Annotated in this window: 16 protein-coding genes; all 16 read right to left on the reverse strand. The window is 69.0% G+C overall.

Translation table 11 applies throughout. The features are described 5' to 3' along the window. Positions 1-46 precede the first annotated feature (46 nt). Positions 47-1363: an SUKH-4 family immunity protein gene (locus tag ABT345_RS24265; RefSeq protein ID WP_345091528.1), complete on the reverse strand. Its 1317-nt coding sequence runs from the start codon at positions 1361-1363 to the stop codon at positions 47-49. A 155-nt stretch (positions 1364-1518) separates the two neighbouring features. Then, the gene (locus ABT345_RS24270; RefSeq protein WP_345091530.1) at positions 1519-3657 is read right to left on the reverse strand and encodes an ATP-binding protein; all 2139 of its coding nucleotides are present in this window, start codon (positions 3655-3657) and stop codon (positions 1519-1521) included. Positions 3658-3997: 340 nt separating this feature from the next. Beyond that, positions 3998-5200: a 3-deoxy-7-phosphoheptulonate synthase gene (locus ABT345_RS24275; RefSeq protein ID WP_345091533.1), complete on the reverse strand. Its 1203-nt coding sequence runs from the start codon at positions 5198-5200 to the stop codon at positions 3998-4000. Between the two features lie 344 nt (positions 5201-5544). Beyond that, positions 5545-6639, reverse strand: a complete 1095-nt coding sequence (locus ABT345_RS24280) for a dTDP-glucose 4,6-dehydratase (protein WP_345091536.1) — start codon at positions 6637-6639, stop codon at positions 5545-5547. Between the two features lie 45 nt (positions 6640-6684). Further along, positions 6685-9129, reverse strand: coding sequence for a non-ribosomal peptide synthetase (locus tag ABT345_RS24285; protein ID WP_345091539.1), 2445 nt, complete (start codon positions 9127-9129; stop codon positions 6685-6687). 32 nt (positions 9130-9161) lie between these two features. Further along, positions 9162-10520, reverse strand: coding sequence for a serine hydroxymethyltransferase (glyA, locus tag ABT345_RS24290; RefSeq protein WP_345091542.1), 1359 nt, complete (start codon positions 10518-10520; stop codon positions 9162-9164). A gap of 169 nt (positions 10521-10689) precedes the next feature. Beyond that, entirely contained in the window at positions 10690-11589 is a 900-nt protein-coding gene (locus tag ABT345_RS24295) for a hypothetical protein (protein ID WP_345091545.1), read from the reverse strand. Between the two features lie 62 nt (positions 11590-11651). Continuing rightward, on the reverse strand, positions 11652-12845 hold the full coding sequence (locus ABT345_RS24300; protein WP_345091549.1) for an MFS transporter: 1194 nt from the start codon (positions 12843-12845) through the stop codon (positions 11652-11654). A gap of 49 nt (positions 12846-12894) precedes the next feature. Then, on the reverse strand, positions 12895-13521 hold the full coding sequence (locus tag ABT345_RS24305; protein ID WP_345091552.1) for a TetR/AcrR family transcriptional regulator: 627 nt from the start codon (positions 13519-13521) through the stop codon (positions 12895-12897). Positions 13522-13760: 239 nt separating this feature from the next. Further along, entirely contained in the window at positions 13761-15440 is a 1680-nt protein-coding gene (locus ABT345_RS24310; RefSeq protein ID WP_345091555.1) for an ATP-binding cassette domain-containing protein, read from the reverse strand. A 202-nt stretch (positions 15441-15642) separates the two neighbouring features. Then, positions 15643-17676: an aminodeoxychorismate synthase component I gene (gene pabB / locus ABT345_RS24315; protein WP_345091558.1), complete on the reverse strand. Its 2034-nt coding sequence runs from the start codon at positions 17674-17676 to the stop codon at positions 15643-15645. Next, positions 17673-19169 (reverse strand): class I adenylate-forming enzyme family protein, encoded by a 1497-nt coding sequence (locus ABT345_RS24320; RefSeq protein ID WP_345091561.1) that lies wholly within the window; start codon positions 19167-19169, stop codon positions 17673-17675. The genes pabB and ABT345_RS24320 overlap by 4 nt, the downstream gene beginning before the upstream one ends. Positions 19170-19211: 42 nt before the next feature. Continuing rightward, on the reverse strand, positions 19212-20162 hold the full coding sequence (locus ABT345_RS24325) for an NAD-dependent epimerase/dehydratase family protein (protein ID WP_345091564.1): 951 nt from the start codon (positions 20160-20162) through the stop codon (positions 19212-19214). Next, positions 20159-21385 (reverse strand): hypothetical protein, encoded by a 1227-nt coding sequence (locus ABT345_RS24330; protein WP_345091567.1) that lies wholly within the window; start codon positions 21383-21385, stop codon positions 20159-20161. The genes ABT345_RS24325 and ABT345_RS24330 overlap by 4 nt, the downstream gene beginning before the upstream one ends. Further along, positions 21382-21930: a nucleoside 2-deoxyribosyltransferase gene (locus ABT345_RS24335; RefSeq protein WP_345091570.1), complete on the reverse strand. Its 549-nt coding sequence runs from the start codon at positions 21928-21930 to the stop codon at positions 21382-21384. Before ABT345_RS24335 ends, ABT345_RS24330 begins: the two co-directional genes overlap by 4 nt. Beyond that, a complete protein-coding gene (locus ABT345_RS24340) occupies positions 21927-22676 on the reverse strand; it encodes a class I SAM-dependent methyltransferase (RefSeq protein ID WP_345091573.1) in 750 nt (249 codons plus the stop codon). The genes ABT345_RS24335 and ABT345_RS24340 overlap by 4 nt, the downstream gene beginning before the upstream one ends. Between the last annotated feature and the right edge of the window lie 4 nt (positions 22677-22680).

Here is a 22680-nt window from a genome sequence, read left to right on the forward strand (position 1 = left end):
GTGCGGTGCCGGCACCGCACCGCGCCTCCGGGGCGATCGCGGCCGATCAGAACAACCCGTGCCACATCTGCTCGACGATCACCGACCACCAGTTCCTCGGGTCGTCCAGGGCCGTCGCGTCGATGGCGACGAGCTGCTCCTGGAGGTCGGCGACGGCGCGGCCCGCCATGACCGGGTCGAGCCCGGTCATCTCCTCGCGCGTGGTGCCCAGGAGCACGAGGGAGCGGACGAAGGCGGACACCGAGGCGTTGACACGGCGGCCCGCGCCGCTTTCCGGGGTGACGGCCCAGACCTGGCCGACCGGCTCACCCTCCAGATCGGAGCCGGTGCACTGGACGGTGATCAGGGCGACCCCGTCGGTGCCGATCCTGACGTGTCCCTCCAGGAACGCGAGGGTTTCGGCGCCCGCCTGGGAGCCGACCGCGCGCAGATGCGCGGTGGCCTTGCCGAACAGCCCGCCCGGAAGCCGCACCTCCGGGTTGTCCGCCGTGAAGAAGAACGGGATGTCGGGAAGTCCGGCCCAGGTCAGCGTGGCCTTGGCGGCCGCGGGCAGCGGGGTGCCCGCCACATCGTCGGCGTCGTAGCGGCGTACTTCTTCCGCGCCGAAGGCCTCCGTCAGTTCGCGGCCCAGGGCGACATCGCGGAGCGGTTCGGCCGGCTCGACGTCGGTCGGCACCGGCGCCCGGTGCGGCCGGGGCGGCGGCTGCTGCCCCGCGATCCGGTGCATCTGCTCGACGTGCTCGACCAGCCCGGCGATCGCCTCCGCGCGCCCCTCGCCCCGCAGGCCGTACTCCTGTGTGCAGGTGAACGTGGCACGGGTGAAGCGACGGCCGAGCAGCAGGCCCGGGTACCCACCGGGGAGCGGGCTGGGACTGAGGTCGGTGTGGATCGCGACCACGTTCTCCGGGGGGACACCGAGGTCCTCCAGCTCCAGCACGGCCTGGTACTCGGAGTGCGGCTCACCGGGGGCGGAGTTCTTGACGAGGCTCACCTCCTCGCCGGTGTGCGGGTCGAGGTAGGTGAAGACCGTGGTGTTGCCGGGGCCGGTGACCGGCGGCTGCGCGGGCGGCTCGGCCTCCCGGCCGCCGCCGTGCTTCTGCTGATACATCCGCACGACCTCCTCGACCGGCACGGACGGCCAGGTGCTCAGCTCGCCGGTGCGGCGGTCGACCACGCCGCAGGAGTGGCCGATCGTGGCCGGCGGCCGGCGCTTTCCCGTGACCGGGTCGCGCTCGGCCGGCGGGGCCGCGGCCCACACCACCCAGCCCAGGTCGAACTCCTGGATCCGCACCTCACGGCGCTGCTGTCCCTCGGGGTTGAGCCACCCCTCGGCGGTCGCGAGCGCCTGCTCCTGGCTGATCACGGGAACTCCCTTCGAGTCTTCGGGCGGACGGTGCCGGGGCGGTGCCGGTGGGCGCGCTCCACGGCCCTCGTCCGAGTGGGCCTGGGGGCAGGCGGTCCGGTGCGGGCGCCTTCGAGAGGCTTCGGGTCTTTGAGGCTAACGGTCCGCGCCGGGTGTCAGGCGGTCGGGTGGGCATCGGGCCCGGCGGCTCGGGGAACCTGTGCGGCTTCCGGCCCGGGCGCCGGTGCGGGCTCCGGCTCGGCTGCCCGGGGGTCGGGGACGGAGCGCGGCGCGGTCGTCGTATCGGGCCGCGCCGGACGGATCTGCAGCGCCTTCACACCGCTCTCCGTGGCGACGAGGAGGACGCCCGCGGCGGAGAGGTCGATTCCGGTGAAGGGCGTGGCGGAGATCAGGGCCGTGATGATCTCCGCGTCGTCCTTCCGCGCGCTGCGGCGCCAGACGCGCACGTAGTCGGCGCCGCGGCTGAACCCGAGCGGCGCCGCGGTGCGCTCGGCGTCCGAAAGGCGCTGGATCCGGGTCGGGTCGGCGTCGATGAGGGAGCCGGTGGCGAGGTCCAGCACCAGCACGGCCGGGGCCTCGGGATCGTCGGCCCGCAACGCGCGTGAGCCCGGGGTGCCCGGCGGCACCACGCACACGGCGACCGCGAGCGAGGCCGGCTCCACGGGCTCCGGCTCCGCAGGGGCCTGCCCGGCGCGGTCCGGTGCGGCCGCGGGCAGCGTGCCGACGGTCACGGCGTCGGCCCCGGTGACCGGCACGCTCCACAGGGTGTGCCAGGGAAGCTCGGGTTCCGTACGGCGCAACACCGCCGCGTACTCCGGCAGTCCGTCCTCGACGAACGCGGTCTCCAGGAGCGCCGCCCGCAGAAGAGCGGGCGCCTGGGTGCGGGTGAGCAGCGGGGCCGTGCGCAGATACGTACGCGCCGGCGCGTCCACCTGCTCCGGAGGCAGGGCCTCCACGGCGGCGCGCAACCGCACCGGGTCGGCGTGGGCGAACAGGTTGGGGTCGGTGAGGAGCCGGGGGAGCAAACCGGCCTCCAGGGTGTGTCCCGCGAGGTGATCGCGTACGTACGCCCCCGCCTTCGTCCAGTCCTGGTCGGGGACGGCCTCCAGCAGCTTCATGGCGATACGCGCCTGAGCACCCGGCACATCCCCCATGCCCGCCCGCACGGCCTCGCCGATGCCCGGGTGCTGCAACCCCACGAGCGTCCGCTCGTCCTCGGGGACGTCTTCGCCGTCCCTCTCGACGCGGCGGATGAAGGGGGCGACGAATCGCATGCCCCACACCATGGCCTGGCTCATGTCCCGCTGGGCGACGGCGGAGGCGAGCGGGGCCAGCAGATGCACGGGCAGGCCGTCGTCCTCGGCAAGGGCGAGGGGCGCGAGCATCAGCCGCAGGACGCGGGGCGGGGTGCCGAGTCGCCCGGCGTGCAGATCGAGCGCTTCGCCGACGCTGCCGGGCAGGCGGTCCGCGTCCTCCGGGTCGAACCCCTCCGGATGCATCAGGATCGACCGCACGGCGAGATGCACGGTCAGCCGGCTGCCCGCGCCGGCGCCTGCACGCCGGGCAAGCGCCTCGGCGAGCGCGCGCCGGGCGTCGGGATCGGTCGTGAACGGCAGCTCCGGGGCGCCGAACCGGGGGCTGAGCAGCACCTCGGCCTGCCGCACCAGGCCTGCGGGGTCGGCCCATTCGGGTGCGTCGAGGTCGATGATCTGGGCCACGCCGGGCGGCAGGTCCTCGGCCAGCTCGCCGGCGAACTCCCGGGGCACGTCGGCGAGAAGGCGTACGGACGCGAGGGCGGCGAGGGGCTTGAGCACGTCCCGCACCACGCGCGCGGGCTCCCCCGCCCCCCGCACCGGACCGGCCCGGTCCACATCCGGCACGACGATCGTCACCGGCCGCCCGGCCGACGGGAGTTGGCCCAGCTCGGGGAAGATGTCGGCGGTGCGGGTCGCGGACAGCCCGTAGTGGTCGGCGAGCAGCCACAGGGTCTGCGCCGCCGTCAGCCCGGCGGTGCTGGGCACCGCGGGTGCGGGCAGATCCGGCGGCACGGTCGCCGGATCGAACGCGTCCAGCTCGAGCCCTGTGCGGTATTCCGGGTCGCAGAGCATCAGGAACCCCGTGAGCAGCCGCGAACACCCGGTGCCCGGGCTTCCGGTCAGGATGACGACCCGGGGCGCCCCCGGTCGCTCCGCCCGCCACGCGGCGAGCGCACGCAGCGCTGCTTCGCGCCCCCCGATGTAGGGGTGGGGCTCATGGGCCTGGGCCTGCTCTGGGGCCTGGGTCGGGCTGGTCATCGTTCCCCCGTTGTCCTGTCCGTCCGGCACCGTCAATGCGTGTTGACGTACGCCGTTCATCCTAGGCGCGTCGCACGGCGTGCACCCCGCCCCGGCCACCGCTCGCCGCCCCGGTGAAGTGGCGTCGGCGTGCCGTGCGGCAGGTGCGGTGGCGAGGCGCGCGGGCGGCCTCACCGGGTGCCTGCGCCCACCCCGTGAATCCTTCGTACCCGCATCATGCCGCACCCCACTGACAACGCCCCTGGCCTGCCCCGATTCACCCGAGGACCTCATGGGCCGGAGTGACCCGGGGATTGCGGGCCCGCCGCGTGCCGGTGCCACTCACCCCGCCCGCATACGGTCAGCTCCCCCTACCCCACAGGTCCGCCACCGAATAGGCCAGGTCGAGGGCCTGGCTTCTGTTCAGTCGTGGATCACAGGCACTCTCATAGCGTCGGCCGAGGTCCTCGACCGCCACGGGCTCGGACCCGCCTACGCACTCGGTGACGTAGTGGCCGGTCAACTCCAGGTGAACGCCCCCGGGGTGGGTGCCGAGTGCCCGGTGAATCTCCACGAACGACCGGACCTCCGCCTCGATGTCGGAGAGCCGGCGGGTCTTCGCGCCGTTGTCGCCGATCCTGGTGTTGCCGTGCATGGGGTCACACACCCACAGAACGGGGGAGCCGGTGGCGGCAGCCTTTTCCACGAGGGTGGGCAGCGCGTCGTGGATGCGGTCGGCCCCCATCCGCGTGATGAAGGTCAGCCGCCCGGGTTCCTGGTTCGGGTCGAGAAGGCCGATGAGCGCCACCAGTTCGTCAGCCGATGCCTCCGGGCCTATCTTCACCGCTACGGGATTGGCGACTTCCGCCGCGAAGCCGACGTGCGCACCGTTGAGTTGACGCGTTCGCTCGCCGATCCACACCATGTGCCCGGAACCGGCATAGCGCCGGCCGGTGTCGGAGTCGGTGCGCACCAGCGCACCTTCGTAGTCGAGCAGCAACGCCTCGTGGCTGACGTAGAACTCCCCATCACCCTCGCCGCTCGACGGGCCGCGGCGGGCGGTGAGTGCCCGAATGCGGTCCAGGACGGCGGCCGACTCGTCGTACGCGGTCTCCATGCGCCGTGGATCCGGCGTCCGTTCCGGTGCGGTGAAGCCGAGGCCGTTCACGGCGTCACCTCGGTAAGCGGGAAGCTCCACCCCGTCGCGCTTCTCCGTGGGGCGGGAACGTGGCTTGGCATATTGTCCGGCCATCCTCCCCACAGTGATCGCGGGCAGCGAGCTGCCGTACGAGATGATCCTGGCCATCTGCCGCAGGACCGTGACATTGCCGTCGACCTGGCGCAGCGCGTCGGGTCCGAACATCTCGGCGCAGTGCCCTCCCTGGAGCAGGAAGGCCTTGCCGGCCGCCGCGGTGGCCAGCCTTTCGCGCAGTCGGCCGGTCTCGGAGAAGGGCACCAGCGCGGGGCGGGTGCGCAGCCGGCCGGTGACAGCGTTGAGGGTCGCCAAGTCCGGCCAGTGGGGCTGCTGGGACGACTGCGGGCTCCCGGTCGGGTCAGTGATCACAAGCTTGCTCCTTGTCACGTCGCGGTCGCTACGTTCTCTTCGGCTGTCGGCGAGGGCATCGCGCCCGACGGCCGTCTCGGCGCGTCCGGCACGGCCAACCGTCACCGCACCGGTCGCCGGCGGCCCAGCCACGTACCGCGACGCGCAGCGCGCCCAGGCCTACGACGGCGACGGCCGGAACAGCGGCCCGCAGCACCGGGCCCGGCCGTCACGCCGCCGGCTTCGCCAGGCCGGCCGCGTGGCGCCCACCGCACCCGCGTGGCAGGCGCTGCTTCTCGTGGCAAGAGACGAAGACGTGACGGCCGTGAGGGAAAGGAAGGCGCAGGTGGCCCGGCCTTTCCGGCTCACCCCGCGGCGGCTCCGTCACCGGGGGTGCGGTGGGCCTCGGGACCCACCGCACCCCAGTCGAAGCCGAGTTCCCCCTTCTCCTCCAGGATCCGCTCCCACCAGGCCCGGTGTTCCACATACCAGTCGATCGTCCCTGCCATGCCGGCGTCGAAATCATGCACCGGCCGCCAGCCCAGCTGCGTTTCGATCTTTTCCGGGCGGATCAGGTACCGCCGGTCGTGGTTGGGCCGGTCCGGGATGTGCTCGATCCACTCCGCCGGGTCCAGGCCGAGTGCCGTGACGACCCGGCGGACGATGTCCAGGTTGGTCACCTCGCAGCGGGCGGATATGTCGAAGATCGGCAGCAGTTCCGGTTCCGTGGCCGCCCGCGGCGGGATCGGTCCCAGATCGGCGTGCAGCACCCGGTGCACCGCGGCACAGTGATCGGCCACGTGCAGCCAGTCGCGGCTTTGCAGCCCGTCGCCGTAGACCGGCACCTTCCGGCCGCGCAGGAGGTTCGTCACCGCCAGCGGAATCAGCTTCTCCGGCAACTGGTACGGGCCGTAGTTGTTGGCGCAGTGCGTCATCCGGATGTTCAGCTCCGAGTAGGTCTGCATGTAGGCGCGCACGATCTGGTCCCCGGCGGCCTTGGCCGCGCTGTACGGCGTCTTCGCGTTCAGCGGGGAGCCCTCGGTGAACCACTTGTCGCCGGGAGGCAGTTCGCCGTACACCTCGATCGTCGACACATGGACGTGGGAGCGGACGGGCACCAGCCGGCTGCACTCGGCCATCACCTGTGCCCCGAGCGCGTTGGATCGCATGAACGCGCTCGGCCCCAGGATCGCGCGGTCGTTGTGCGACTCCGCCGCGAAGTTCACCACGTAGTCCGGCCGGTACCGGCGGTAGATCTCCTCCATGGCGTCGAGGTCGGCGATGTCGGCCTTCTCGAACACCACGCGGTCGGACACGGATTCCAGGTTCGCCTGATTTCCCGCGAATCCCAGATAATCCACCGCGATCACTTCGACATCTGATGACTCCCACATCAGCAGGTGCTGCACATAGTTCGCGCCGATGAAGCCCGCGGCGCCGGTCACGAGATAGACGGTCATGGTTGCTCCGGAGGTTCGGACAGCTCTGGGATGACGGGACGGCCCTCAGGCGCCTGGCTGCTCGCCGTAATGTTCGGTCAGGTGATGTGCCAGGGCGGTCACGGTCGGATGCCGGTAGATGTCGGAAACGCGCAGTCTCCGGTCGATGCGCACCATGCTTCTGATCGCCTTCATGGAATCGCCGCCGTTCTCGAAGAAATTGTCGTGGCCTTCCAGATGGTCGACGTCCAGGACGTCCTGCCACGCATCGAGCACCACGCGGTACCAGTCCCCCGCCCGCTCCGCGGCCCGCTGCGGCGCGGGCGCCGCAGGTGAGGCGGTGGCGCTCTCGTACGCCGGTGAACTCAGCGCGCGCCGATCCACCTTGCCGTTCTTGTTCAGAGGCAGCGAGTCCACGATCTCGATCGACGAGGGGATCATGTGCCTCGGGAGCCGCGCGTGCAGCGCGTCGAACAGTGACATGCTGTCCAGCGTTCCGCCGCGCCCGGCGGTCACATACGCGACCAGCCTCGTATGCCCGTCCGGAGCCGTCCGGGAGACGACCACCGCACGCCTGACCCCGGGGTGCGCGGCCAGAGCGGATTCGATCTCCCCCAGTTCCACCCTGATCCCGTTGACCTTGACCTGGAAGTCCTTCCGCCCGAGGATCTCGATCAGTCCGTCGGGCCAGAACCTCGCCATGTCACCCGTGCGGTACAGGCGTTCCACGAGATGGTCGCCACAGGACCACTGGACGAACCGTTCACTCGTCTCCTGCGGGCGGTCGAGGTAACCGCGCGCCAGGCCGGTCCCGGCGAGATGGAGTTCTCCGGGGACACCGACCGGTACCGGCATCATCCGCTCGTCGAGGATGAAGGCCCGCTGGTTGGCCAGGGGCCGGCCGTACGGGAGGTGGCCGCCGCTCCACTCCTCGGACGGGTGCCACTCGTAGGCGGTCGAATGGATGGAGGCTTCCGTCGCGCCGCCCAGCGCCACGAACCTGAGGCGTGGCGCGACCTTCCGGAAACGTTCCGGCATCGTCGCCGGCACCCAGTCGCCGCCGGTCATGCAGAGTCGCAGCGGAAGCGGACGGGCGTCGCCGGCGATCTCGACGAAGTCCAGGAACAGCTCGATCAACGGCGGCGCCGTGTTCCACACCGTGATGTGGTGCCGGTCGACGAGCTCCCGCCACGAAGCCGGGTGGTATCCGGCCTCCGCGTCCGGGATGACGACCGTGCCGCCGGCGAGGGTGATGCCGAGGAACTCGTACACCGACATGTCGAAGCTCGGCGAGGACAGGGCGAGAACCGCGTCGTCGGGTCCCACCCCGTACCGCGCGTTGAGGTCTGCGAGGTTGTTGAGCACACCGCGGTGGCACAAGGCGATCGGCTTGGGCGATCCGGTGGACCCCGAGGTGTGGATGACGTAGCAGAGGCTGTCCGGGCCCACCCCGGTGGTGGGATTCTCCCCGCGCGCGCCGGGCCGGCTTCCGGGCTCGTCGACCGACAGCTGGTGGCGCACCTGCGGGGAAAGGGGCCGGTCGAGTCCCCGGCTGCTGATCATCACTTCGCAGCCGGTGCCGAGGATCATCATCTCCAGGCGGTCCCGCGGGTACGCCGGATCCAGGGGGACGTATGCCCCGCCGGCCTTCAGTACGCCCAGGATCGCTATCAGGAGATCAGGGGTCTTCTCAAGATGGATCCCCACTCTGACGTCCGGTCCGACTCCGAGTCCGATCAGGCGGTGGGCCAGCTCATTGGCCCGTCGGTTCACCGTGCCGAACGACCACGATGCGGCTCCGAAGACGGCGGCCACCGCATCGGGAGCCTCCGCGGCCCGGGCCTCGAACGCCTGGTGGAGGCAGATGTCCTCGGTGAGGCGCGCGTCCGTGTCGTTCCACGCACGGAGCATGGTGTCGGCTTCCCGGGTCGTCAGGATGTTCAGCCGTGCGACCGGAGCGTCCGGGGTACGCGCCATGTGGTCCAGCAGGACCCGGTAGTGAGAGGCGATCCGGTCGGCGTAGGCGTCGTCGAATGCGGCCGCATCGAAACTCAGTGTCACCCTCGATGTCTCCGGATCGGCGAGGAGAACCAACTCGCGTCCGTTCGAGGAGCCTGGGGCGCGTACGGCCCAGGCGTGCGTATCGCCGGAGCCACCGGCGAACGAGAGGGCGAAGGGGCCGGGTTCGCCGTCCGGTCGCGGTGCGTTGCTCAGCCCTGCCACGAGATCGATGGTGCTCGACTCGTCGGTGAGGGAAACGGAGAGAGTTTCCCGGCCGTCGAGTACGTCGATGGATATCCGGTCGAGGGCTGTGTACCGATGGACAAGAACGGCCATCGCCACCGTCAGGAGCGAGGTGCGGGATATCTCCCCGCCCTCCAGCGGTAACACGACGTCAAGGGACCTTTCCAGGCGCTCACCCGGCCGCCCCCGGTTCTGTGTCGAACGGAATCCCGGCCCCGAAGGAAAGGAGCGGGAAGCCGAAGGGGTCATGGAGTCGGCGAAAGTCATGCCCTGAGCAACCTTCCGATCGGGCCGGCCGTCTACTCGTCATCGAACTGCAGCGGGAAGCGCACACAGAGAGCGTTCACCCGTTCGCGTGCCGAATCACGGATTTCCTCGTCCAGTTCGTAATGACTGACGTCCCGGACTTTGGTTCCGGAGAGCACGTCATGGACGATTCCTGCGCAGGCACGGACCTCGAAGGGCCCCATTCCGCGCTGGGCAAGGATATTGGTGCCGAAGCGCAGGCCCCCGCCCACCGTGGGCGGAAGGGGATCTCCTGGGATCTTGTTTCTGTTGACCAGGATTCCGCATTCCTCCAGCGCCCGTTCCGCCACGATGCCGGTGAGCCCGGCCGTCCGGACGTCGACCAGGACCATGTGGTTGTCCGTACCGCCGGTCAGGACGTCGTATCCGAGGGTCACGAGTTCTTCCGACAGCGCCTTCGCGTTGTCCACGACGCGTTTCATCGTGGCCTGGAAGGCGCCGCTTGAAGCGATGGCCAGGGCGCGCGCCTTGGCCGCGATCGAGGACGGGTCCGGCGTTCCCTGGAAGCCGGGGAACACGGCGCGCTGCATCAGCTTCCACAGCTCGGTGCGTCCGTCCGGCCCGGTCCGGCGGTGATCCTTGCCGAGCAGGATCAGGCCGCCTCTGGGGCCGGCAAGTTGCTTGTAGGTGCTGGTCGTCGTGGCGTGGGCGTAGTCGATCGGGCTCGGATGCAGTCCCGCGGCGACCAGTCCGGCGATGTGGGAGATGTCAGCGAGCAGAAAGGCGCCGACACGGTCCGCGACAGCTCTGAACCGGGGGAAATCCATCCATCGGGGGTAGGCGCTCGCTCCCGCGATGATGACGTCCGGGCGGTGTTCGAGCGCGCGGTCGAGGATGGCGCCGTAATCGAGGTTCCCGTCGGCATCGACGCCGTAGTGGGCCACGTCGTAGTACTTGCCGCTGACCGACGCGCGGGCGCCGTGCGTCAGATGTCCGCCGGATTCGAGATCCAGCGCGAGAATGCGGCCGCCACGGGGCAGCAGCGCCCCCATGACCGCCAGGTTGGCCGATGAGCAGGAGTGCGGCTGGACGTTCGCGTACGTGGCGCCGAAGACGTGCTTGGCGCGTTCGACGGCCAGGGTCTCGATCCCGTCGAAGTGCACGGCGCCCGGGTGGTAGCGCGCCCCCGGGTAGCCCTCGGCGGTGACGTTCGACAGGACCGTGCCATTCGCGCAGAGTACGGAGGGCGGAGCCATACTGGCCGAGGCGACCATCGACAGGCTCGCGGCCTGGTAATTCACCTCGGCATCGAGGAGTGCTCCGAGATCCGGATCTTTTCTCGTCAGCACATCCCAGCCCAGCTCGGCGACGGACCTGGTCGTAGGGTTTGTTATTTGCCCAGATTCAAGCACAGGATATTCCTTGAGTGCGATCGTGCGGTGCAGGTCACGCTGAATAAGGCCTGGAATCCATTACTGGGATAATCTCGGACACAAGGAGGACAGGGGGTCCGAGCGAAGCCCGTTACGGGCTTTGACGGCGATTGCCGCAGTGCGGTGTGCGGCTGTGCACGCCGGCGAACTAGCCGAAATTCTGCTTCAGCCAGGAATCATCAACATATTCGGTCGCCGCATGGAAATCAATCTCCAACTGGCGCAAGAAGGAACTGATCACATATACCTTGTCGGGTGCGAACTGCCGTAGCGCCGCCACCAGGCCCGGAACATCGAGGCATTGGGTTTCACTCGCGACGAGGGCCTTCGCGGCCTCCGCGGCGGAGGACAGCGTGTACAAGCCCGGAACCGCGGTGACCACCGGAGCTTCCGGCCGGTTGAGCGCGTTCTCCCTCAGCAGCGATTCGAGTCGCTGCCGGCTGGGCTCACGGAACGACGAGTGATACGCCTGATGGGCCAGGGACCGCTCCACGACCTGCAGGTCCGCAGGGCCCTCGGCACGCGCCGATTCGAGCGCGGAACGCAGGCCGGACACCATGATCATGCGGCCGGCGCCGCCGAGGACCGAACCGAAGTCGCAGGAGATGGCCATCCGCCCCGGCTGCTCGTAACAGCGCCAGTCAACCGACGCGGGCACGAACGCGAAGCCGATGGCCTCGTCCCGATCGGTGTCCCGGAGGTGCCGCTCCTGAAGGAAGCTGACCACCGTTTCGGTCGAGGCCGCTCCGGAAGAACGCAGGGCGGCGAGCTCACCCAACGAGATGCCTCCGTACACGGAGGCCGCACCGTGCTGCTGTTCCAGGATCCGCCCCATGCTCAGCATGGCGGCCAACTGCCGGATCCAGCGCAGCAGCACCGGATGGACGTGCGGCACCTCGCCGTCGACGAGGTGGTCCACCGGAACGTCGACCGCTTCGGCGAACTCGCGATAGACCGACTGCGCGGCCGCCGAGCTCCGTAGCATCGGTTCGTATCCACGAAAATCTACTGCGGCGTCGGCGGGTCCGAACAAGATGAACGTCGTCATGGAACTTCCTCCTTCGCTCGTGCGGAAATCTCTCGTGTGGAAATCTTCGGCCTTGCGGAAATTCAGTGCTCCGCCACTGCTTCCGCTCCGCTCGGCGTCTTCTTCGAGGCGCCGATGGCGAGTGCCAGCGACGCCAACGCGCCGAGTCCGAGTACGGCCGCGACGGCCGGCAGCAGCCCGGCGCCCAGACTGCCGAGGGTCAGGCCGCCGATGGCCCCACCCAGCGAGACCCCGAGATAGGTGCTCGACGTGTTGAGCGCCAAGGCCTGAGCGGCGGCCGGTCCGGCGAGCAGATACAGGCGTGCCTGAATGGCCGGGGAATTCCAGAAGGCCATGCCACCCCAGATCGTGCCCACCACGACGAGGACGGAGAAGGGCACGGGGCGGGCGAACCAGAGCAGCACGAGGATCGCCATGATTCCGATGAAGGTGCCGATTCCGGTGACCAGGGCGCGGTCCGGACCCCATCGGTCGGTGGCCTTCCCACCGGCCCAGATGCAGACGATGCCGGCGACCCCTGACAGGCTGAAGGCGAGCGCACGCTGATCCACGCTGGCCTCGCTCACCGCGGCGAGATAGGGCGCCATGTACGTGAGCATCATCATCGAACCGGTCATGAGCGCGCAGTTCGCCAGGAGCCCGAGCGATACCGGCGCACTGGCAAGGGCACGCAATTGCTCCCGGACACCCAGCGCTTCGCCGGCCTTGTCGCCCTTGCGGGGCAGAGTCGCGAGCAGGAAGGCCAGGGCCGCGGCTCCTCCCACCGCCACGGAGACGAAGGTTGCTCGCCAGCCGTAGTGGCCGCCGATCCAGGTGCCGATCGGAACTCCGGCCGCGATCGAGCCCGTGACGCCGAGGGCCACGACGGCGACGTACCGTCCGATGTGGCTTTCCGGGGCGCGCTCGGCGGCGAAGGCGAACACCGCCGGGGTCGAGGCCGCTGCCGCGAGCGCCGCCACGATCCGCAGGGCCACCAGGAGCCCGAAGCTGGTCGTCGTGGCCGCCGCCAGGTTCGCCGCGATGAACGTCACGAACACCACGGTGAACAGGCGCCGGCGGGGCACCCGCGCCAAAGCGACTCCGGCGACCGGAGCGGCTATGGCGACGGTGAGGGAGAAGACGGTCATCAGTTGGCCTGCGTGCGCCTCACTGACGTCCAGATCTCGCGCGATCTCCGGCAGAACCCCGGCGATCACGTAATCATCGGTGTACAGAACAAAAGCCGCAGCGAGCAGCGCAAACAGCCACGCGGGCACAACTGATCTCCCTAGGGAATTCGACCGTGCCTGATACGCGGATACCAGGTCAGTCGTCGATGGGTGGTGCGTCGGCACCGGGGGTGGCCACCAGGACCGAGCGCAGGTGCGCCCGCAGCGTCGCGCGAATGCGCTCGACGCCGAGCGACCCGTGCGGCGTCACCGAATCCAGGACCAGGCCGCCCAGGACCGCGACGATCCGTTCGGCTTCCTCAGCCGGGTCGTGCACTTCGAGAACGCGCAGGGCATCCGTGATGACCTGACGCATATCGGCAGCCATTTGCTCGGTCACCGGACGGAAAATCGGATTCACCCGGGCGGCGACGATGAACTCCGTAAGCACGATCGACTCGACGCGGCGTTCCTCGTCGATCGGCAGCAGTTCCTCCAGCCACACCTGCAGGGCTTCCACGGCGGGTTCACCCGTGAGTCCGGCCAACACGTCGGCCGGATACCGGGTGAGCCTTTTCCCCATGCGCCTGCCGACCTCGGTCACCGCCGCGACGAGAAGATTACGATGATCATCGAAGTAGTGGCGCACCGAGCCGATGTTCAATCCCGATTCGGCGGACACCTTCCTCAGCGACAAACCACTGAGGCCTTCGGCGACCAAAAGGCGAAAAGCTGCCTCGATAACATCTTTGCGGCGCTGATCGAGGTCAATCCGAGCTATCATTTGCCAAATGCTATCACAGGTGTGACAACAGCGGGAGCGGATGTGCGCCGCCAATTATGTCAGGCTGCGTACGGCTTTATCCGCAGTTCGCCGAGCCCTTGGGGGCGGGGGGAGCGACGCACGGCCGGCGACGGACCGAAATCCGGGCGAGCGGGCGACCGAGTGCTGTACAGAGGTCGCCACCTGCCGTTCCCGCTTTCCTCACCAGGCCGGCAGGTGGACGCCGCCCCCGTGCGAACTCACCCCCGGCGCCGGGCCACGCGCTTCTCGTCCCACACCGGCTCGGGCGACTCGTAGACGGCACCGTCGGAGCCGAAGACCAGGAACCGGTCGAAGTCCCGGGCGAACCACCGGTCGTGGGTGACCGCGAGCACGGTCCCCTCGAAGCCACGGAGGGCATGTTGCAGCGCCTCGGCGGAGACGAGGTCGAGGTTGTCGGTGGGTTCATCCAGCAACAGCAGCGTGGTGCCGCCGAGTTCGAGCAGAAGGATCTGGAATCGGGCCTGCTGCCCCCCGGACAGGGAGTCGAAGGTCTGCTCCGCCGCACCCGCCAACTCGTATCGGGCCAGCACCCGCGACGCCTCCTCGCGCGGCAGCCCCTCCCGGCGCTCGTCGCCGCGGTGCAGGATCGACACGAGCGTGCGGCCGGCGAGGTCGGGCCGTCCGTGCACCTGCGCGAACCATCCCGGGCGCACCCTCGCGCCCAGGCGTGCCACCCCGGTGTGCGACACGGGCTCGACCGGGAGGTCACCCACCGGCTCGTGTTCGGGTTCGGGGGCGCTGCCGCCGGCGGCGAGCAGTCGCAGGAAGTGCGACTTGCCCGAGCCGTTGGAACCGAGCACGGCGACCCGGTCGTCGAACCAGACCTCAAGGCCGAACGGCTTCATCAGGCCGGTGAGTTCGAGCCCTTCGCAGACCACGGCCCGCTTGCCGGTACGCCCGCCGCGCAGCCGCATCGACAGATGCTGTTCGCGTGGCTGCGCGGGTGGCGGACCGGCCTTCTCGAACCGGTCGAGCCGGGTCTGGGCGGCGCGGTACCGCGAGGCCATGTCCGAGTTGTAGGAGGCCTTCTGCTTGTACATCTGCACCAGGGCCTTCAGCTTGGCGCGCTCTTCGTCCCAGCGGTTGCGCAGCTCGTCGAAGCGCTCGAACCGCTCGACCCGGGCCTGGTGGTAGGTGTCGAAGCCGCCGGGGTGCACCCAGGCGGTGTTGCCCGCCGCACCGAGCTCGATCGTGACGATGCTCTTCGCCGTGCGGGCGAGCAGCTCGCGGTCGTGACTGATGTACAGAACGGTCTTCGGCGTTTCGAGCAGGCGGCTTTCGAGCCATCGCTTTCCGGGAACGTCGAGGAAGTTGTCCGGCTCGTCGAGCAGGAGCACCTGATCGGGGCCGCGCAGCAACGCTTCGAGCACGAGCCGCTTCTGCTCGCCGCCCGACAGCGTGTCCACGGCGCGCCGTTGGCACCGGTCGAAGGGCATGCCGAGGGCCTCCGTGGTGCACACGTCCCACAGCACCTCGGCGTCGTAGCCGCCGGCATCGCCCCATTCGGCCAATGCGTTCGCGTACGCCATCTGCGCCGCGGTGCCCCCGCTCGCCTGCATGGCGGCTTCCGCCTTGTCCACGGTCGTCGCGGCGCGGCGGATGCGCGGGTCCGCCACCGATAAGAGCAGATCGCGCACTTGGTCACCCTTGCGGGCGACGAACTGCCGCATGACGCCGAGGCTTCCGCTCCGGTTCACCGCTCCGCCATGGGGCGTCAGGTCTCCGGCGATCATCTTCAGCAGCGTGGTCTTGCCGGATCCGTTGGCGCCGATCAGCGCGGCTTTCGTGCCCTCGCCGACCCGGAACGAGATCTCATCCAGCAACACCCGGCCGTCCGGCAGTCCGTAAGAAACAGAGTTGACGTCGATGTATCCCACGAACGCGACACTATCACAGGTGTGATAGGAGGATGCTTCCGCTTCGCGTCGCTTCGCCGCTGCTCCCCTCACGAACTCGGTTATGCGCTCAGCCACGTAATCGGTCTTCTCGCCGCGCAGACCGGGACAGGGCCCGCCCGGAGGGTGCGCTCGACAATGGACACACCTTCCGCAACCCCGCGTAATGCGCGGATGTACCCGATCATTCCGGGGCCCGGAAGGCGGACTTCGGGGCGGCCGCCTTCACCAATGTTTCCGCGTATTCCGCCTCCGGGTCCGACAAGAGCGTGATGGCGCCCCCGACTCCGAATGACGCGGAGTCCTTCTCGATGACGAGGGTCCTGATCACCACGCTCAAGTCGGCGCGCCCGTCAAGGGAAACCCATCCGAGCACGCCGGAGTAAATTCCTCTCGGCTCCTCTTCCAGCGCGGCCAGGATCTCCATACTCCGCAACTTCGGCGCGCCGGTCATCGACCCGGGCGGAAATGCCCTGCGGATACAGTCGACCGCCGCGACCTCCTGCCGGAGTTTCGACTCGATGGTGCTCACCATCTGGTGAACCGACGCGAAGGTGTGAACCCCGAACAACTCGACGGGGCGCACGGATCCGATCTCGGAGACGCGGCTGAGATCGTTGCGCATCAGATCGACGATCATGAGATTCTCGGCGATCTCCTTCTCATCGCCCGCGAGCTCCTGCTTCAGCGCCGCGTCCTCGCTCTCGGTGGCACCGCGCCGGCGGGTCCCCTTGATGGGGCTCACCCGCACCAACCGGTCACCGTCGATGGTCATGAACCTCTCGGGCGAGGCGGAGAGCACGGAGAAGTCAGGCGTCCGCAGGAACGCGCCGTAGGGAACCGGGCTGGCGGTGCGCAGGCGGGTGTAGGTCTCGAAGGCGTCGAACTCGCCCGATATCGTCGCGGTGTTGGTCAGGCAGAGTTCGTAGGAATCGCCGGTGCTCAGATGGTCCTGGCACTTCAGAATCTTCGCCAGGTACGCCTCTTTACCGTCCCGGAAGACAAATTCGCCCGGCTTCGCACGAGACGCAGGTTCCCCGGTGCGAGGAGGCGCTGTCATCGCACATGCCACCGTGCGTGCCCCGGTCTCGAACCATGCCTGCGCCTCGGTGCGTTCCCCAAGTCCTGGGCCGGATGCGAACAGTAGATAGACCTTGTTCTCGTGGTGGTCGATGACCACGTAGCGGTCGGTGAGAAGGAAGCGGGCATCGGGCAGCCGCGAATGCCGGGAAACGGTCATCTTCTCGGTGTCCGCGCGCAGCTCGTATCCGAAGTAGCCCACAAAGCCGGGGCGGAAATCGAAGGGCAGCAGCTCTTCCCGCTCCACGCTGACGATGCGCTGCTGCTGCTTGAGGAAGGTGAAGATGTCGGCGTCGACGTGCCGCACCGAACCGTCGGGCTCCGTCACCGTGGTGCGGCCGTCGGCCACGTGGTAGCTCACCGTCGTCGACCGGGCTTCCGGCAGCCCGCCGATGAGGGAGAAGCGCGCCTGGCCGGTGTCGGAACTGTCGAGCCAGAAGCTCTCCGTCGACGCGCCGCAGAACGCTTCGAACAGCGCCCGGCCGTCGGTCTCTCCGTCCAGGCACACCCATGTGCAGTCGATCGCGCCGTGCCGGACGGCGTGATCGCGCGATGTGCTCCTGCTCTCCGCCACGATCTCGGCGAAGTTGCGCAGCAGAACCCTTCCGCCGTCGCTGAGGACCGACTCCGGATGGAACTGAACGCCCCAGAGCGGCCTGTCGCGGTGACGGATCGCCATGGCGACACCGTCCTCGTCCTCGGCGAGAACCTGCAGCGGCTCCTCGATGCCCGACAGGGCCAGGGAGTGGTACCGGACCGCGGTGAACTCCTCGGCCACACCGTGGAACAGGCGGTCACCGCCGTGGCGGATCCGGGACGCCCTGCCGTGCATGATCTTCGGTGCCGGCCCCACCTTCGCCCCGTGGACACTGCCGATGAGCTGATGTCCGAGGCAGACACCGAGAATCGGCAGGTCCACCGACGTCACGAGCGTGCGGGAAATTCCCACATCGGCGGGCACATCGGGGCTGCCCGGACCCGGCGAGATCACTATGCCGTCGAACTCGTCCAAGGGTATCGACGACAGCGGGTCGTCGTTCTTGACGACTACGCATTCGACATCCGGGAGCTCGCTCAGATACATCCAGATGTTGTAGGTGAAGGAATCATAATTATCGACGAGAAGGATACGAGTCATCGGACCATTCCAGGTTTTTCGCCGTCGAGCACAGAACTCAGCTCGTGCCTCATGATCTTGCCGCTGCCGGTTCGGGGGATCTCGGCCACCGGCGTCCATCGCTTCGGTACCCGAAATGGCTCCAGCTGCCGGCGGAGATCCGTCCGGAGCGCGGCGAAGGATTCCTCCGGCTCCCCGGCCCACGGAGCAAGGACCACCAGCGCGGTGAGCGTGGAAACGCCGTCGACCAAGGGGGCGAGTACCGCGCAGTCCTCGACGCCCGCACAGCTGCTGAGGGCCGCTTCGATCTCCACCGCCGACATGGAGATCCCTCCCACATGCAGGAAGTCATCGGTGCGGCCGACGACCACGAGTCCGCCGTTGTCGGCCCAGTACCCGTAGTCCTTCGTCTCCAGCCAGCCGTCGACCAGCAGCTCCTTCGTCCCGTTCACGGTCACCGCACGGGGCGGGATGGTCGGCCCCGACACCCACACCGCGCCGACCTTGTGTGCCGATGCGCCCGCCGGAGGCGGGAGATCGGGGGCGCTGCGCAGTTCCACGTCGTAGCCAGGGCAGACGAAACCGGCGGTGCCCGCGGCCCGGCGCGTCACCCCGTTCGCGCAGAAGGCGTTGCCCACCTCCGTGGAGCCGATCTGATTGAGTACCGGGACCTGCAAGCGGTCCTCCAGGCGAGCGGCGACCGCGTCGGGAAGAGGTTCACCCGCCGAGACGATCGCCCGCAGGCCCGCCGGGCGGTCGACGGCCGCGCTCTCGATGTGGTCGGCGAGTTTGGCGAGTGCCGACGGAACGGAGAACGCCAGCGTGGCGCCGTGCCGATGCAAGGCGTCGAAGAATTTCTCCTCGTTCCTACGCTGCCGGCTCAACACGACCGAGGCGCCGCTGAACAGTGGATAGACGAACTGATTGTTGAATCCGTAGGTGAAATAGTATTGCGAGAGCGAGACGATGGTGTCGGTCGCCCTGATGTCCAAGCCGTTCGCGCCGCCGATCGCATCGTGAAAGAAGGGCAGGTCGGCACTGGTATGCGCCACGGCCTTCGGGATCCCGGTCGTACCCGAGCTGTACAGGTAGTACCGCGAAGCCGCCGAACCGTCCCCGTCGTCATGGTGACCGGCCGGGATTCGCGGGCTGCGGCGCTCGATGCGCAGCCGGTCCTCTTGACAGGAGATCACGAACTTGGTGGGCAGAATTCCCAGCATCCTCGACTGCCTGCGCTCGTCCAGGTCCGGATTCACGACCAGTGGCACGGCGCCGATGGCGTGCAGGGCGAGGAAGGCGGGCATCCATTCGGGCCGGTCGCCCACCAGGAACCCCACATGATCACCCGCGCCGATCCCACGGTCGAGAAATTCGCCGGCGAGACTCCGGGCACGGGCGTGCACGTCCCTGTGGCTATGGGTTTCCCCCGTCTGTTCGTCTGTGACGGCGGCCGTGTCCATCCAGCCGCCCCTGTCCGCGAGGCGCGCGGCCAGAATGGATGTATTACCGTTCATGGATCTCCCCAGTTCCATGCATATGCCCGGATACGGGCCTGATCAGCCGAGCGCGGCCGGCGTCCCCGCGTCGAGAGCGAGGGCCGCTGCTACGGAGTCGGTCAGGGTGAACTGCCGCATCCAGCCGAGGCGTGATGCCGCACGGGTGGTGTCGGCGCACTGCCACGTCGATCCGATGCGCAGACCGTCAAAATTCCGTGCGAACCGATAGGGAATTCCGGTCCGTTCGGCGAAGACGTCGAAGAGCTGCCTGATGCTCGTCGCGGTCCCCGACGCCGCGTTGTAGGAGGCCACCGCCGGCCCCGGACGGCGGGCGGCCAGGCTCACCAGGCCCGCCACGTCCCGGACATCGATCAGATCCCGCGCCGTCTCCGGCAGCGGAACATTGGCCACCACCTGATCCGAGCCCGCCTCCACCGCGGTCCGGTACAGCCTGACCGCGGCGGCCCAGATCCCCTGCGTGCCGTGGCCCGGTCCGATCACGTTGAAGGCGCGGATCAGCGTCAGCGGCCTGTCCATCCGGTAGGCCGCGCGCACCAGGTAGGAGGCGCCCATGGCCTTGGACTTCCCGTACTCCGTCACGGGCGCCAGAACGCTCGATTCGCTCACCGGGGCGCCCCGGGCGGTGTCTCCGTATTCGTGCGACGACCCGAGGTGCAGGACCGCCTCCACCGTCCCCGACAGTTCGCACGCCTCCGCAAGGCGGCACGGCCACACGACGTTGTCCCTGCGCACCACCGCGGCATCGGTGGACCAGGGCGCACCCACGGCGTTGACGATCACGGCGGGACCGCGGGCCCGCAGGAAGCGGGACAGCGCGACGGAGGACCAGTCGTTCCCCGAGTAGTAGGGGCCGGCGACCTCCCCGGCGCCGCCCGTTGCCCGCCCGTACCGGTCCACCCCCGTACAGCGCCACCCGTCCGCGGTGAGCGCTGCGGTGACGCGCCTTCCGATGAACCCCTTGGCGCCGAATACGACCGCGGTCCCCTTCATCCGGCGCCCCCTCGCTTCCCCGCAACCGCACGGGCGGTGTCGAGCACGACCTCGGCAGCCACCTTCGCGCCGTCCGTCCCGACCTTCTCCACCAAACCGGTCCAGGTGTCGTCAGGAAGCGCCAGGCACTCCGGGATCAACCGCTTGAGCTGCTCCCGGACGGACCGGCGTGTCGCATCGCGGCGCCGGCGGAGGCCGTCCGCGATCGCGGCGTAGAGATAGTCGTTCCCGGCCGCCTCGGTCTCCGCGGCCTTCCGCAGGGCCGCCGCTTCGTCGACGACGTCAGTGGGCCACTTCACCTCGGTGTGGGCCCCGGTCGCGATCCGGTGGATCTCCGCCTGCTGGAAACCGGAGACGTTCTGCGGGGGCAGGCGGATCAGCGGCGTCCCGCAGGAGCTCGCCTCCAGGAGGCTCATGAGTCCCGGCTGGCTGAGGCACAGCGCGCTCTCCGCGACGCGTGTGCGGTATTCGGCCCGGGTCAGCGGACCGAAGCGGAACTCCGCACGCTCTCGGTACGGCGCGACGATGGCGTCCAGATCGGCCTGCCGGGTGTTGCCGGCGATGAGGATGCTGTCGAATCCGGTCTCGATCAGGGCCTCGATGGCCCCCGGGAGCACCAGGGACGGGTAGGTCGTGGTGTCCCGGGTGGTCAGGCCGAGCATCCCGCCGAGCGTGACGATCGCTCGCCGGTTGCCGTCGGCGTGTCCGTACGTGTGTCGCGTCGCCTCCAGCGGCTGCCACGGGACCACCGCCCCGATCCACCGCAGGTTGCGGATGTCCCGCATCCAGCCGAGGGTCTCCCGGGACAGGCCGGGAAGCCTCAGGGCGAGGTAGTGGCTCACCTCCAGCGGCGGCACGGCGAGGTCCGCGCCGCGCCACAGGAAGGGCATGAGGTCGACGAAGACGGTGCGCACGCCGGCCGCCTCGAAGGCGCGGGCGGCGAATCCCTCCAGTGTCACGAGCGCCACGTCGAGGTTCTTCGCGGCAGCGGCCCGCGTCAGCGCGGCGTGGTCCGAACCGTCGAACTCGCACCACTCGTCGACGACGTCCGCCATGAGGGACCGTCCGTACTCGCTCCCGAAGGCGACGACTTGGCAGCCTTCCGGCACGGTCTGCCGGATCTCGCTGATGACGGTCTCCAGCGCGGCGTGCGGCCCCCAGCCGAAGTTCACGCCCAGGATGCCGATCCGGACCCCGCCGGGAGCCGTGGCCGGTGCGTTCACTCCGTTCCTCCCGGCGAGCGGAACTTCAGTGCGCGTTCGACATCCGGGCTCTCCCAGAAACGATCCGACCGCCGATACTTCGAGCCGAGGTCGACGGCCGCGGAGCAGGCCTTCTCGACGACCTCCCGGCTGCCCATGTCCCCCTCGATCACCACGAGTTCGAGCAAGGTCCCCATGCCCCGGATCATGGAGGAGAGCGAACGGAACGACGAGGTGACGAGGACCGTGGGCCGGCGGACCGAGGCCGCGTAGCCGAGCTCGAAGGCGACTCCGGCCGAGGGCTCGTCACCGACGAGTGCGCACAGGCTGTCCGACGCGTGCAGGGCACGCAGGTCGTCCCGCATGCAGTCCTCCGGCGGAAGCCCCGCGGCGCCCCACTCCTCGTTCATGTGGGAGCTGAAGACCGAGGCACCCAGCGCGGAGAGCCGTGTGTGATAGCTGAGGATTTCAGCCTTCTTCTCCGGCAGGAAAACATCATCGCGTACATAATTTCCGAAAGGCGCCGCAAGGAAGACCTTCGGGCCACGGACGAGGGAACCGCTCATGCGCTGACCGCCTTCACCACGATACTTCCGCCGAATCGTCCGCGTTCTTGCCCCGTGACATAGTCCCGGAAGCCGAGGCTCGCCACCTTGAACCCGGACTCCCGGAGCAGCCGGACCACTTCGGACGGACTGAACAGATGAACCGGCGTGTGCAAAACCTTGTCGCCACTCCGGTAGGAAGCCGTGAAATCACCGCCACCGGGAAAGACACAGTCCCGCGCCACATTGCGGATCACGCTGAGCGGACCGTACGCAACGGCGTTGTAGCGGTTGTTGACGTCGAACACGAACGCGCCGCCGGGCCTCATCAGGCTTCTGACCTGCCGTAGTCCCGGCACCAGTTGCGTCCGCGGGATGTGGCCCAGGACGTTCGACAAACAGGTCACCAGGTCGAACCCGTCCGCGAGAGCGGCCGGCAGGCCCGGCGCCGCAAGCGGCATCGCCAGCACCTGGGCGCTGGGGCAGTTGCGCTGGGCGAGGGCCGCCATTTCGGGGCTCTCGTCGATGGCGGCGACGTGATCGGGGTGAATCTCCGAGACCACGCGTTGCAGACGTTCGCCGGTACCGGTGCCCACGTCCAGCAACGCGAGGCCCTTCCGGTTTCCGGCAGCCGCGGCTATCTCCGCCTCCACGGCGCGGAAATACCGGGTATGGCGCTCCAGATACGTGGCGTAGCCCTGTGAATAGGCGTCGTAGAACCGCTTCGACGTCACCGAGGTGGCCTGCGGTGTGGATCCCTTCGACATACGT

It is taken from the genome of Streptomyces sp. NPDC000404, from assembly GCF_040300365.1.
GTDB classification, from domain to species: domain Bacteria; phylum Actinomycetota; class Actinomycetes; order Streptomycetales; family Streptomycetaceae; genus Streptomyces; species Streptomyces ramulosus.